12 protein-coding genes and 1 pseudogene are annotated in these 14,385 nt (G+C 41.8%); 8 read left to right on the top strand and 5 right to left on the bottom strand.

Annotation, left to right across the window (positions count from 1 at the left end):
* From ORD22_RS07075 to hutH, 4 genes are all read left to right on the top strand, one after another.
* Entirely contained in the window at window positions 1-1,194 is a 1,194-nt protein-coding gene (locus ORD22_RS07075) for a bifunctional 3,4-dihydroxy-2-butanone-4-phosphate synthase/GTP cyclohydrolase II (RefSeq protein ID WP_317645230.1), read from the top strand.
* 12 nt (window positions 1,195-1,206) lie between these two features.
* Window positions 1,207-1,674 (top strand): 6,7-dimethyl-8-ribityllumazine synthase, encoded by a 468-nt coding sequence (ribH, locus tag ORD22_RS07070; protein ID WP_317645229.1) that lies wholly within the window; start codon window positions 1,207-1,209, stop codon window positions 1,672-1,674.
* A gap of 159 nt (window positions 1,675-1,833) precedes the next feature.
* The gene (hutP, locus tag ORD22_RS07065; protein ID WP_317645228.1) at window positions 1,834-2,283 is read left to right on the top strand and encodes a histidine utilization transcription antiterminator HutP; all 450 of its coding nucleotides are present in this window, start codon (window positions 1,834-1,836) and stop codon (window positions 2,281-2,283) included.
* Window positions 2,284-2,440: 157 nt separating this feature from the next.
* The gene (hutH, locus tag ORD22_RS07060) at window positions 2,441-3,985 is read left to right on the top strand and encodes a histidine ammonia-lyase (protein WP_317645227.1); all 1,545 of its coding nucleotides are present in this window, start codon (window positions 2,441-2,443) and stop codon (window positions 3,983-3,985) included.
* 52 nt (window positions 3,986-4,037) lie between these two features.
* Here hutH and metE read toward each other — a convergent pair.
* Window positions 4,038-5,153: pseudogene (gene metE, locus ORD22_RS07055) on the bottom strand (5-methyltetrahydropteroyltriglutamate--homocysteine S-methyltransferase); the annotation flags it as partial.
* Between the two features lie 442 nt (window positions 5,154-5,595).
* On the opposite strand from metE, the gene ORD22_RS07050 reads away from it, so the two are divergent.
* Window positions 5,596-7,779, top strand: coding sequence for a malate synthase G (locus ORD22_RS07050; protein WP_317645226.1), 2,184 nt, complete (start codon window positions 5,596-5,598; stop codon window positions 7,777-7,779).
* Window positions 7,780-7,938: 159 nt separating this feature from the next.
* Window positions 7,939-8,478, top strand: coding sequence for a hydrolase (locus tag ORD22_RS07045; RefSeq protein WP_317645225.1), 540 nt, complete (start codon window positions 7,939-7,941; stop codon window positions 8,476-8,478).
* 36 nt (window positions 8,479-8,514) lie between these two features.
* Here ORD22_RS07045 and ORD22_RS07040 read toward each other — a convergent pair whose 3' ends face one another.
* From ORD22_RS07040 to ORD22_RS07025, 4 genes are all read right to left on the bottom strand, one after another.
* Window positions 8,515-9,072: an SLOG family protein gene (locus ORD22_RS07040; protein ID WP_317645224.1), complete on the bottom strand. Its 558-nt coding sequence runs from the start codon at window positions 9,070-9,072 to the stop codon at window positions 8,515-8,517.
* Window positions 9,069-10,226, bottom strand: a complete 1,158-nt coding sequence (locus ORD22_RS07035; RefSeq protein WP_317645223.1) for an acyl-CoA dehydrogenase family protein — start codon at window positions 10,224-10,226, stop codon at window positions 9,069-9,071. Before ORD22_RS07035 ends, ORD22_RS07040 begins: the two co-directional genes overlap by 4 nt.
* A gap of 178 nt (window positions 10,227-10,404) precedes the next feature.
* Complete coding sequence (locus tag ORD22_RS07030; protein ID WP_317645222.1) at window positions 10,405-11,310, bottom strand: AEC family transporter; 906 nt, start codon at window positions 11,308-11,310, stop codon at window positions 10,405-10,407.
* A gap of 105 nt (window positions 11,311-11,415) precedes the next feature.
* Window positions 11,416-11,985 (bottom strand): biotin transporter BioY, encoded by a 570-nt coding sequence (locus tag ORD22_RS07025; RefSeq protein WP_317645221.1) that lies wholly within the window; start codon window positions 11,983-11,985, stop codon window positions 11,416-11,418.
* Window positions 11,986-12,080: 95 nt separating this feature from the next.
* On the opposite strand from ORD22_RS07025, the gene bioD reads away from it, so the two are divergent.
* Window positions 12,081-12,800, top strand: a complete 720-nt coding sequence (bioD, locus tag ORD22_RS07020; protein WP_317645220.1) for a dethiobiotin synthase — start codon at window positions 12,081-12,083, stop codon at window positions 12,798-12,800.
* Window positions 12,784-14,154, top strand: a complete 1,371-nt coding sequence (bioA, locus tag ORD22_RS07015; protein ID WP_411567629.1) for an adenosylmethionine--8-amino-7-oxononanoate transaminase — start codon at window positions 12,784-12,786, stop codon at window positions 14,152-14,154. The genes bioD and bioA overlap by 17 nt, the downstream gene beginning before the upstream one ends.
* Window positions 14,155-14,385: the final 231 nt, after the last annotated feature.

The following is a 14,385-nucleotide window of genomic DNA, read 5'->3' as shown; positions in this document are numbered from 1 at the left end:
ATGTTCCATACAGTGGAGGAAGCATTAGAAGATTTAAAACAGGGCAAAGTAGTTATTGTTGTAGATGACGAAGATCGTGAAAATGAAGGTGATTTTGTCGCTATTGCTGATTTAGTGACGCCGGAAATCATTAACTTCATGGCAACGAAAGGTCGCGGATTAATTTGCGTGCCGGTGACTGAACAGAAGGCTACGCAACTAGGATTGCAGATGATGACTGATGATAATACAGATTCGCATGGTACAGCATTTACAATCAGTGTGGATCACTGTTCAACACATACAGGAATCAGTGCATTTGAACGTGCGGATACAATTATTAAAATGATGGAACCGACAGCTACTGCAGGAGAATTTAAGCGTCCGGGTCACATTTTTCCACTCGTAGCTAAATCAGGCGGCGTCTTAAAACGTACAGGCCATACGGAAGCGGCTGTAGATTTGGCTAGACTTGCGGGCTACTCATCAGCGGGTGTCATTTGTGAAATTATGAGTGAAGATGGCACGATGGCGCGTGTACCAGAATTGCGCGAAATGGCAGAAGCATTTGATCTGAAGTTGATTACAATTCAAGACTTGATTCACTATCGTCTGCAACGAGAACGGTTAGTCGTCCGAGAAGCAGAAATTAACTTGCCGACAGATTTTGGTGAGTTCCGTATGGTTGGCTATACTGAAACACTGACTGGCAAGGAACATGTTGCGCTAGTTAAAGGTGACGTAACGACGGAAGAACCCGTACTTGTGCGTGTGCATTCGGAGTGTTTGACGGGCGACGTATTCGGCTCTTGTAGATGTGATTGTGGACCGCAACTTCATGCTGCTCTTGCGCAGATTGAGCAAGAAGGTCGCGGTGTCTTGCTGTACATGCGTCAAGAAGGTAGAGGTATCGGTTTGATCAATAAACTCAAAGCCTATGAACTACAAGAACAAGGCTACGACACAGTCGAGGCCAATGAAAAACTTGGATTCGCAGCAGATTTACGTGATTATGGCATCGGTGCACAAATTCTGCGCGAACTAGGAATTACACACATGCGTTTATTGACGAATAATCCGAAGAAAATTGCAGGCTTGAAAGGTTACGAGTTAGAAGTAATCGAACGTGTGCCTATTCAATTGCCAGCAAAAGAAGCGAACGAAAAATATTTACAGACAAAAGCGCAAAAACTTGGTCATTTACTAACAATCTAAGGAGAGATAACTATGGGGAATGTATTTGAAGGACATTTAGTAGGTACAGGATTAAAAGTAGGAATCGTCGTAGGACGATTCAATGAATTCATCACAGGTAAGTTGCTTTCTGGCGCACAAGACGCATTCAAACGGCACGGTGTAGATGAAGCGGACGTTGACATCGCATGGGTACCGGGTGCATTTGAAATTCCATTGATCGCGAAGAAAATGGCGGACTCTAAAAAATACGATGCGGTAATTACGTTAGGTACCGTAATCCGCGGTGCAACACCTCACTTTGACTATGTTTGCAATGAAACGGCAAAAGGTGTTTCACAAGCGAGCATGCAATCAGGAATTCCCGTAATTTTCGGTGTGTTGACAACAGACACGATTGAACAATCTATTGAACGCGCAGGCACGAAAGCGGGAAATAAGGGCTGGGATGCAGCTGTATCTGCAATTGAAATGGCGAACTTGACGAAACAATTTGATTGACTCAAAACACGGTGCGGGCAAAGTGTTCGTACTGTGTTTTTGATGTAGTAGCGAAAAAGATAGCGCTTAAAGTCATTGACCAACTACCTTTCGTCTGTAATAATGGAAGTAGTCATTAGTGAAAAATAGAAATCAAGTACACATAAAAAGAGGTACAGTATGAAAAAGTTTGATACGAGAATCGGACGTCAAGCAGTTTTGTATTCGTTTTCAGACAGTGAAGCAGAAGAGCTTCGAATTGAAAATGATTTACAGCAACTAGGCTGGCGGTTCGGTAAAGGGAAAGTCGGTTCGATGGAGTTCCAGAAAATCGTTGCGGCTATTGAAACCTTGGCCAAACGGCAAGGAATTGTAGACCAAGACGTCTATCGAGAAATGCATGCACTCTATCACGCAATCATCGAAGCGATGCATGGTGTGACGCGGGGACAAGTGGAACTTGGCGGCATGCTGCGAACGGCGGGGTTGCGATTTGCGATTGTGCGAGGAACCCCTTTTGAGAAAGAAATAGAAGGTGAATGGATCGCAGTTGCGGTTTATGGAACGATTGGTGCACCTGTTCGAGGATTCGAGCATGAAGCCATTGGTTTAGGAATTAATCACATCTGAATAGTAGAATGAAGCCTATAGTTATTTAGACAATAAGGGGGCTATATTGACAGACGGGATCCGTTTGCCAATATAGCCTCTTTTTGTTTGTTCAGGTATGAATTCTTGGCAGGTGGAATGTAGTAACAACAAGAAAAGACAACGAGGAGGAATAAGAATGATTGAATTAACAGGACAAACATTAACTATTGAGCAAGCGAAAGAAGTATTAGTGAATGGTGCATTTGTGAGGGCTTCAGAAGAAAGTATGAAAGCTGTTCAGAAGAGCCGAGAAGCTGTAGAGAAAATCGTAGCCGAAGGTAAAGTGGTATACGGCATAACGACAGGATTCGGAAAGTTTAGCGATGTGTTAATCGCACCTGAAGATACAGAAGAGTTACAATTAAATTTAATTCATTCGCACGCATGCGGAATTGGTGAACCGTTTCCTGAAATCGTTTCCCGTGGAATGACATTATTACGAGCAAATGCGCTACTAAAAGGTTTTTCAGGTATTCGTCCAGTCGTTATCGAACGTTTACTCGACCTCGTCAACGCACGTATTCATCCAGTCATTCCACAGCAAGGATCACTCGGCGCAAGCGGTGACTTAGCGCCACTTTCTCACTTGGCACTTGTGCTGATGGGTGAAGGTGAAGTGTTTTATGAAGGGCAACGAATGGAAGCCGCCATTGCGTTGGCTAAAGAAGGAATCGAACCTGTCACGTTAAAAGCGAAGGAAGGATTAGCGCTTATTAATGGAACGCAAGCGATGACAGCAATGGGGCTAGTTAATTATATAGAATCGGAGCAACTGGCATATCAAACAGAAGCAATCTCTACATTAACATTAGAAGGATTGCGCGGAATTGTGGACGCATTTGACGCGGATGTTCACGAAGCGCGTGGCTACCGTCAGCAAACAGAAGTCGCAGAACGGATGCGTCGTATGTTCGAAGGTAGTCAGTTAACGACTAGGCAAGGGGAGATACGTGTTCAAGATGCTTATTCTCTACGTTGTATCCCGCAAGTCCACGGAGCTTCTTGGCAAGTATTAGACTATGTAAAAGAGAAGCTTGAAATTGAAATGAACGCGGCGACAGATAATCCGTTAATTTTCGATGATGGGGAGAAAGTCATTTCAGGGGGGAATTTCCATGGTCAGCCGATTGCGTTTGCGATGGATTTCTTGAAAGTGGCAATGGCTGAGTTTGCGAATATTTCTGAGCGTAGAATCGAGCGTCTAGTCAATCCACAATTAAATGACTTGCCAGCGTTCCTAAGCCCAGAACCGGGTTTGCAGTCAGGTGCCATGATTATGCAATACGCAGCGGCTTCACTCGTATCCGAAAATAAAACGTTGGCGCACCCAGCGAGTGTAGATTCTATCCCGTCCTCAGCTAATCAAGAAGATCACGTCAGTATGGGGACGATTGGTTCGCGACACGCGCATCAAATTATTCAAAACGCACGTAGAGTATTGGCGATTGAACTGATTTGTGCTCTACAAGCAACGGAGTATAGAGGGATAGAAAAACTAGCAGACTTTTCAAGAGCCTTCCATAAAGAGGCGAGACAAATTGTGCCTAGTATCAGAAAAGACCGTATCTTCTCAAAAGACATCGAAGCCGTTACTGCGTGGTTACTATCAATGGACTGGAAAGCATTTGTAGATCCAATCTTATCTAAAGAAACTTACCACGAAGCTAGTTCTAATTTGTAATTATATTCGAGAAAAGAGCAGACCCGATAAGGGGGTCTGCTCTTTTGGGTATTTATTTTACTGTAACACCTAAACGCTCACGTGCAACTTCTGTAGCGATTACCATGTTTTTTAATGCTGCTATAGTTTCTTCACGCTTTCTTGTCTTCAAGCCACAGTCTGGATTAATCCAGAACTGAGAAGGATCTAGAACTTCTAAACCTTTATCAATAATTTCCGTCATCTCTTCGACAGCAGGAACGCGTGGGCTGTGGATGTCATACACGCCAAGACCGATTCCTTTGTCGTAGTGGTAGCTGTTGAACGCCTCAACCAAATCTCCATGACTACGTGACGTTTCAATTGAAATAACGTCAGCGTCTAGATCGCTAATTGCTTCAATGAAGTGGTTGAAGTCGCAATAGCACATACGCGTATGAATTTGTGTCGTATCGTCAACGGATGCAGTAGATACGCGGAATGCATTAACTGCCCAGTCTACGTACTGTTTCCATTCAGATTTCTTCAATGGAAGTCCTTCGCGAAGTGCGGGCTCATCGACTTGGATCATATGAATCCCTACAGCTTCTAGTGCCTCAATTTCCTTACGAAGTGCAATAGCGATTTGGTTAGTTACCTTTTCACGAGAGGGGTCGTCACGAACGAATGACCAGTTAAGGATTGTAACAGGACCAGTCAGCATACCTTTTACTTCGTGATCTGTTAGTGATTTCGCGTAAACAGATTTTTCAACAGTCATTGCTTCTGTGAATGCTACGTCACCAAAGATAATCGGTGGCTTCACGCAACGGAAACCGTATGACTGAACCCAAGCTTTTTCTGTGAAGACAAAGCCATCAAGTTTTTCTCCGAAGTATTCTACCATGTCTGTACGCTCGAACTCACCATGCACAAAAACGTCTAGTCCAAGATCTTCTTGGATATCGATCCATTCTTTAATTTCTGCGTTAATGAATTCTTTATATTGTTGGTCTGTAATTTCACCTTTTCTCCATTTATTACGAGTAGCTCGTACTTCTGGAGTTTGTGGGAAACTACCGATTGTTGTTGATGGCAATAGAGGTAATTGGAACTTTTCTTGCTGCTTCACTTTACGTTCAGCGAATGGTAAATTCCGCTTACTATCTGAAAGGATACTACCCGATGTTGCTTCGCGTACTTCTGGACGCAAAAGCGTCTTCACAGTGGAGGGGCCGCTCCAAAAGTTAAAGATTCCCTTTTAAGAAATGAATTTATATTCATTCCACCTATTTTCAAACTATTCAATTCAGTGATTGTCTTTAAACCTATCACACGAAAAATAATGTGTTAACTTGTCGGTTAGTTACTCCGGAAAAAATGTTCTTCTGTTATATAACTGATGAAAATAGTGAAAAAATAAGTTTAATGTAACGATGTGAAAATTTTCACAATTCAGTTGAAAGTTTATAAGAGTTTAGGTATGATAGGTACTAACACGTCTTCGATAGGGGGAGAATTCGTCATTCCTGCATCTGTATTTTATTTCTTTAGCTGTAGGGATCCTACGATTAACTGGCGAAGATACGTGTTCGACGCTACATGTTATACAACAGAGTGGTGAAAATATTCTTAAGGGGTGTCTTTATTTTATGACAAATTATCAGCAAGTAGGTAAATTGCAAGTCGCTAAAGAACTATTTGACTTTGTAAATGGGGAAGTCCTACCAGGTTTAGAAATCCAAAAAGATCAATTTTGGGCAAACTTTGATTCGCTCATTCATGAACTTGCACCTGAAAACAAAGCGCTATTAGATAAACGTCTCGAATTACAAAAAGCAATTAACGAATGGCACCAAAACAATAACGGAACTATAGATTCCAACAAATATAAAGAATTCTTAACAGAGATCGGATACTTAGAGCCGATTGCTGAAGATTTCCAAGTGACAACTTCCAACGTTGACAGTGAAGTTGCTACGCAGGCAGGTTCACAGCTTGTTGTACCTGTAGATAATGCACGTTATGCATTGAATGCGGCGAATGCAAGATGGGGAAGCCTATACGATGCACTTTACGGATCGGATGTTATCAGTGATGAAGGTGGCGCGGAAGCGGGTTCGGAATACAATCCAGTCCGTGGTCAAAAAGTTATCGACTTTGCGAAAAAATTGCTTGATCAAGCAGCGCCACTTGCAGAAGGTTCCCATGCGGAAGCTACTGCTTATGCAATCTCGGACGGCAAATTGGAAGTTACACTCGTAAATGGTAATAAGACAAGTTTGAAAGAGGCTTCTCAATTTGTTGGATATAATGGAGAAGAATCTGAACCGTCAGCTGTTTTACTTAAAAATAATGGTTTGCACATTGATATCGCCATTGATCGCAATCATCCAATCGGTAAAGATGATAAAGCGGGCGTTAAAGATTTAATTTTGGAAGCGGCACTTTCTACATTAATGGACTGTGAAGATTCAGTTGCAGCTGTGGACGCTGAAGATAAAGTAGCTGTCTACCGCAACTGGTTAGGCTTAATGAAAGGTGATTTAGAAGCCTCATTCCAACGTGGCAGCAAAACAGTTACGAGAAGAATGAATCCTGACCGCACATATAAAACTGCGAATGGCGAAGGATTGACGCTACATGGTCGTTCATTGATGTTCGTTCGCAACGTGGGTCACTTGATGACAAACAATGCAATTTTAGATGAAAACAATAATGAAATACCTGAAGGGATTTTGGATGGTGTCTTGACTTCATTGATTGCTACACACAATCTAAAAGCTGACACGCAATTCAAAAATTCTCGACATGGCTCAATTTACATCGTTAAACCGAAAATGCACGGTCCGGAAGAGGCTGCATTTGCGAATAAATTATTCGATCGTATCGAAGACCTATTAGGCCTAGAGCGTAATACGCTGAAAATCGGTGTAATGGATGAAGAGCGCAGAATGTCATTGAACTTGAAGTCTGCAATCAACGAAGTTAAAGAACGTATTGCGTTCATTAACACAGGTTTCCTTGATCGTACTGGAGACGAGATCCATACTTCGTTGGAAGCTGGACCGGTTATCCGTAAAAATGAAATGAAAACGTCTAAATGGCTTTCTTCATATGAAGCATCTAACGTAGCTATCGGTATCAAAGCAGGACTACCAGGTCACGCGCAAATCGGTAAAGGAATGTGGGCGATGCCAGATCTAATGGCTGCAATGCTTGAACAGAAAATTGCTCATCCAAAAGCTGGCGCGAGCACGGCATGGGTACCATCGCCAACAGCTGCAACATTGCACGCATTGCATTATCACGAAGTAAACGTGAAAGAAGTACAAGCGGGAATTGATAGTTCAATTGATTACCGTGATGGAATTCTTGAACTGCCTTTGGCGCCAAACACAGATTGGACTGCTGAAGAAATTCAGGCAGAGCTTGATAACAATGCACAAGGTATTTTAGGTTATGTTGTTCGTTGGATTGATCAAGGTGTTGGTTGTTCAAAAGTTCCAGATATCAATGATGTAGGCTTAATGGAAGACCGTGCAACATTGCGTATTTCAAGTCAGCACATTGCAAGCTGGTTGCGTCACAATGTTTGTACGAAAGAACAAGTTCAAGAAACATTGGAGCGTATGGCAAAAGTTGTTGACCAGCAAAACGCTGACGATGAGCTTTACCAACCGATGGCTCCTAACTATGATGACTCCATCGCATTCCAAGCAGCTAGTGACTTAATCTTCAAAGCAGCTGAACAGCCAAGTGGATACACAGAGCCAATCCTACACGCTCGCCGTATCGAAGCGAAGGCGAAACAAAGAGCGACAGTACAGAACTAATAACTTTACTAGCCACTTCCTTTATGGGAGTGGCTTTAGTTTTTCTAGAAGCGAAAAAAATTTTAAACGCTATCATTCCAATTCCTTAACGATTTATCTAACTACTCTGTAAATATGTTATACTAGCGGAAGAGTTTGGAATAAAAGGGGGATATGCACATGTTACAAAAAGATCAGACGGTATTTGTTTTAGTAGACGTACAAGGCAAGCTTGCGCAAATTATTAACGAAAGTGAAACATTGCATCAGAATCTTGAGAAACTAATCAAAGGATTACAAGTATTGAATATCCCAATACTTTGGCTAGAACAATATCCCGATGGCCTTGGTGGTACAACTGAATCCCTGGCTAGTTTGCTAGAAGGACAGCAACCGATTGCCAAGATGACATTTAGTGCAGTGGGCAATGAAGAATTTATGAAGCAACTAGAAACTTCAGGACGAAAGCAAGTGCTAATCGCTGGAATTGAGACGCATATTTGTGTCTACATGACTGCTGCAGGCTTAGTGGAAAAAGGTTATGAAGTAGAAGTTGTAGAAGATGCTGTAAGTTCTAGAACGGTAGCAAATAAACAAATCGGTCTAGAAAAAATGAAAGGTCTCGGTATATCGGCAACTTGCGTGGAAACCGCTTTATATGAATTGGTTGGTGAAGCGGGGACAGATGAATTTAAAAAAGTGTTAAAAATCGTAAAATAAATAAAAAAGCGTAATGCCCATTGGCACTGCGCTTTTTTATTCCCATTGCTCTCGTTGTAAATCTTCAGCAATGAGTTGTAGATCATCTGCTGTGATCGTCAGTAATTGATAATGTGTCGTATCTGCCAATTGCATAGCCATTTGTTTAATGAATTTTGGAGATCCTTCATTTTCTTCATCGTAAACTAACAATAAAGCATCTGAATTTCTAAGCAGAAACTTATTTTTTTCAACGAATTGCCAAGGGGCTTCATACGGTTTTTTCGTCAAACTAACGGAATAGTCCGCGAGCGCAATAAGCTGCTCATATGTCTCTTTTTTTGTTTCATTCCAATTAGCTTGTTGGTCAAGAAATGGAGTGATTACAGCATACTGTAAATGGGGGTAGTCTTCTTGTAAGTCCCAGACGCACTCAATGGCCCACGTTTCGACTCCGAGTTGTCCGCTAATAATTACCCATTCAAGTCCTTGGTCGAGTAATGTCAATAATTGATCGGTCAAAGCTTTTTTTATAATCGCAATACCTGGATGTTGTTCGTTGAAAATCCCTAACTCATGCGCTTTGTAGCCGCTAACGACAAGTCGTTTAATCATTGTTGTTCGCTGATTGCGGCGTGTGCTAGCTTTGTAATCGTCATATCGTCCATTGGAGGGTTATGAAGACCGGCACGCACATCGCGGTAATAGCGTTGAAGGGGATTGGAAAGCTCTAAACTCTTTGCGCCTACAATACGCATCGCAAGATTAACTATTTCGATTGCGCTGTTTGTTACGATAGACTTCGCTACACCTAGTTCGTTTTGCAAATGAATGCGTCGAGCGGGATCATCATAAATGCCGGCGATATCGTATAGAAGGTGGCGCGCTTTAATCAGTTCAAGATCCATCTTGCCGATCTGTGTCTGAATACTAAAAAGGGAAGCGATTGGTTCATTCAAGCTATTTGGTTGGTAGGTTGCCGCAAAGTGTACAGCATAGTCCCGTGCAGCTTGGGCAATACCTAAATAACAAGCAGGAATATGAAGGAGCCAACCATTTTGTTTATTACCTCGTGGAGCCTCATTCACTTCGACTAACTGTTCTTCAGTCGCTTTGACTTGCTCTAGCACAAGTGTTTGACTTTCTGTACCGCGCATAGAAATCGTATGCCATGTTTCTTTAATGGAAAGACCTACTGACTCACGTGGGATTAAGAAGAAACCAACTTTTTGCTTTTCTTCAATCCAAACAGATACTAAGAAATGCGTCAGAGCAGGGGCCATTGTTGTGAAGGTTTTCTCACCAGAAATTACCCAGCCGTCCGCTGAACGCGTTGCTGTCGTTTGGGGACGTCCGCCACGCGTTGGGCTACCGGTCTGTGCTTCCGTTACGGAACGATTGACGAGAGCACCTTGCTGAATGGCTTCACTAAATTGTTTTAGCTGTTCTTCGGTCCATTTACGGTTTTCAAATAATTCACCTACGACTCCTTGATGCCAGCCGATTGCGAGTGCTGTAGCGCTATCGAATCGAGCGAGAGTCTCTTGAAATAGAACCATATCTGAAACCGAGATACCGGAACCACCGAATTCTTTTGGTAATGTCAGTGTTGTATAGCCTATATCTACAAGTTTCTGGATATTCTCTTTTGGGAATTTTGAAAGTGTATCAGATGGCTCTGAATAGCTACTGAAAAACGGACCTGCCTCAGTCAATTCATTGACCCATCGGCGTTGAAAGTCCGTTGTGATAAAAAGTTCTGTTGACAAGAGTAACACGTCCTAACTGTTTCAGTCTTCATTCATCTATCGTTTCTTCTTACTAAGTAGATATGTAAAATCGTAAGAACTCCTTGAGTACCTCTCTCAAAGTCATGAAGTTATAGTATACTAGAAAACCAAAAAAAATACCATCATGACGAATAGAAAACTTTTATCTGTATTTGAGTCAGTTCATGACGAAAAAGAGTACGATTGGAATGGTTAACAAACTGAGCAGTGTAGTAATCAATGTTGTAAATGAAACTAAGTCGGGTTCTGTACCAAACTGCAGTGCGAACATCGTCGTATTGGCCGCGCTCGGCATAGCTGCTTGGATAATTAGAACAGCTTTTAGCAAATCATTTACTGGTAAAAACAATAAAATTCCTACTGCAACTACTGGCGAGACAATCATCCGGATAATCGTAGCTGCTGTGACGTGACGATAAGCGACACGTTTGTGCGCGATTACGGCTAATTGCATTCCGAGAACTAACATAACTAAAGGTATAGAAGCATCAGCGATTAAGTCGATCCCTTGCATCAGAGAATCGGCCAATGAAACGGAAGTTACTTGGAAAATGACGCCAAGAGCTGCCGCGTAGATCAAAGGCATTCGAATCACGCGTTGCATCGAGTCTCTCCATGTAGCTTGGGCCTCTCCACCGATAGAAGCGAAGAAAATACCAATTGAATTCATTAAAATCGACTGAAATACCATCATGATGACACCGTAATTGAATGCTTCATTACCGAATGCGAACAACACGACTGGTACACCATAATTTCCGCTATTCATGAATACGCTACTTAGAATCATGGCAGATCGTTCAGAGCGAGTCGCCTTCATCGCACTGGCAGTCACCCAAACAATTATAAATAATACGATAGTTAATAAAATAGCGAACACTATTATGTATAAATACGTCTTATCCAATTCATTTGTGTAAAATGTGCGAAATGCTAGAAAAGGGGATAGTAAATATAGGGCCGCGGTAGATATCGTTTTGATATCAAATGAGAGTAGCTTTTGTCCGATAAAGCCTATTAAGAATATAAAGAGTACAGGTGCAATGATACTGAGTAGTTCCAAAACGATTCCTTCCTTTCCAAGCTGTCTTTTGTATTATAAACATATCTTTGCTTAGGAATCTAGATGTTGTACATAAAAGAACCCATCGCAATGGATGGGTTCTTCTTAAATACTAGGTTGTTTGCGAATGGGTTGGAACTTAATGGCCTTTTGTACTTTTGGAATGAGTACGATGGAAAGAATCGTCACACCAATGTCTAGCGGTAAATAAGCGACCATCCAGGACCAAGCGAGGACATAGCTAAAGCCTGCGGGTGCCTCCATCCAATACGTATAAGCGAAATACATATAATTCGTCCCGATCAAGTAGTTAGCAGCTATAGCTAACGTGCCTGCACTAAAGTAGCTAAATAAAGACTGTTTGCGTTCGAAAAACTTCCCTACAATATAGGCTACGAAAATAAAAGAAATAATGTAGCCGAATGTTGGGCTAAGGAAACTGCCTACCCCTCCTTTAAATTGAGCGAAGATCGGTGCACCTGCGAGTCCGATGAATACATACGCAAACATAGACAAGCTACCTAGCCTACTCCCTAATAATCCACCTGCTAGTATGGCGAACAGCAATTGAAGTGTGACAGGAACCCCACCGATTGTCAGTAAAGGTGCGATGTTCGCCCCAACTCCCATAAGTGCCGCAAATAGAGCACATAGTACAATTTCTTTCGCTTTCATTTTCTAATCCTCCCATTAACCATTGTTGTCTTCCTAATTATATGTTAACATATTTCTGTATTTAGTTAACGTATATTTTCAAAGGAGATAAAATAATGTCTGTATTATTCATTACAGGAACGGATACCGATGTAGGAAAAACCGTAGCGACGGTGTTGATCAGCGATTGTTTAAGAGAACACGGACAGCATTTCGTACCATTCAAACCTGTTCAAACAGGTGCTGTTTTACAGGAGGAGAAGTGGTGCGCGCCAGATATTCTGACATATGGGCTTTTGTCAGATGATGAACAACAACCTGCTGACTATTTATTTAAAACGCCATGCTCGCCTCATTTGGCTGCTAATTTAGATGAAATGACAATTGAACCGAAAAGGTTGACGCAATCAGTTGAAAGGTTGGAAAGAACTTATGAAGGTGTAGTAGTAGAAGGTGCGGGTGGACTTTATGTTCCTCTGACGATGGACGGTTTTTGTATAATTGATTGGATGGAGGAATTGAAGGCACCTGTTGTGTTAGTGACGCGCACGGGTGTTGGGACGATCAATCATACACTTCTTTCTATTGAAGCGATGAAATCCAGGGGTATTCCAATTGCGGGGTTGCTATTTAATGAATTAGAGCCACAGGAAGCTGGAATTACGGAAGATAATATGCGGATGATTGCTCTATTAAGTGATGTGCCAGTCATCGGCGTTATTCCTTACCAGGAGGATATATACGATACGCTGACTGACCCGGTAAAAAGAAAAGCATGTTATAAGCAGTGGAATCACAAGATTTTAGAGGAGGCGTTAGATGATGGAAGCGAATGAATTATTGGAGAAAAGTAAGCAATATATGTGGTTACCGTTTACACAAATGTCTGATTACGAAAAAGACCCACTCATTATTAAAAGCGGAGAAGGGGTGACGGTCACTGATATTCACGGAAACACGTATTTAGATGGCTATTCTTCTTTATGGTTGAATGTCCATGGTCATCGGAAAAAGGAATTAGATGAAGCGATTCAAACACAATTACAATCAATTGCCCATTCGACTTTACTAGGTGCGGCAAATATCCCTTCTATTTTATTGGCGGAGAAATTAGTGAAGTTAGCACCTAAAGGACTGACTCGAGTATTCTATTCAGATAGTGGTGCGACGGCTGTAGAGATTGCTGTCAAGATGGCGTATCAGTATTGGCAAAATAAAGGCGTCCAGAAAAAGACGAAATTTGTTACGGTGAGCAATGGATATCACGGTGATACGGTGGGTACGATGAGTGTTGGTTCTATCGAGTTGTACCACAAAGTGTATAGCTCTCTATTATTTGATGCACTTGTTATTCCATTCCCTTCTGTATATAGACATCCGTCCGGTGATGAAAACATCGTGCTTGATGAAAGTTTAGAGGTGTTGCGTTCGTTATTTGAAGAGAGCCATGAAGAGATTGCCGGAATGGTACTCGAGCCGATGATTCAAGGTGCTGGTGGAATGAATACGATGCCTCCTGGATACCTAAAAGGGGTGGAGGCATTGTGCAAAGAATTCGATGTGCTTCTAATTGTAGATGAAGTAGCCACTGGTTTCGGTCGTACCGGGAAGATGTTCGCTGTAGAGCATGAAGCGATTCAACCTGATTTGATGACTGTAGCGAAAGGGCTAACAGGGGGATATTTACCAGTAGCCGCTACGTTTGCCACAGAAGAAATCTATCATGCTTTCTATGGAGAATATGAAGAAATGAAAACATTCTTTCATGGTCATTCCTACACGGGTAATCAGTTAGGCTGCGCAGTTGCATTGGCGAACTTGGAAATCTTTGAAAAGGAACAACTTGTGCAACAAGCTGCGGAGAAGTCTGTGGTACTTAAACAATTACTAGAAGATGTGAAGCAGCTACCACATGTAGGCGATGTACGACAGTGCGGACTAATGTGTGGAGTCGAAATTGTAAAAGATCCATTTACAAAAGAGTCATTCCAGCCTGAAAGTCGTGTGGCTTATCGAGCCACATTGAAAATGAGAGAGCTTGGCTTATTGACAAGACCTCTCGGTGATGTGATTGTCTTAATGCCACCCCTAGCCACTACAAAAGAACAATTAGCAGAAATGGTGGAAATTCTTAAAAAAGGAATCTATTTAGCGACAGAAGAATTAGCTGAAATGGCAACCACCGACTAGTAAAAGAAGTAAACTGGGATACGTTAAACATGGTATAGTAGAAAAGTAGAGAAATCACAGAAGGTAGAACTCCTGCACCTGTTAGTTAGATATAAGGAACTACCCTGTGATTTTTTTTTGATATACGTAATTCCCTAATTAACTATAAGAATATAAAGTTTTCACAAAAAAATAACAAAGTAAGTGAAAGGGTGTGTTTTCCCTATGTGGTAGTAGTTCTTGTATACGTCT

The sequence above is a fragment of the Sporosarcina sp. GW1-11 genome (assembly GCF_033088395.1).
GTDB lineage: Bacteria > Bacillota > Bacilli > Bacillales_A > Planococcaceae > Sporosarcina.
Note: the sequence above shows the minus strand (reverse complement) of the source record. Positions and strands in the feature narration are given on the sequence as shown.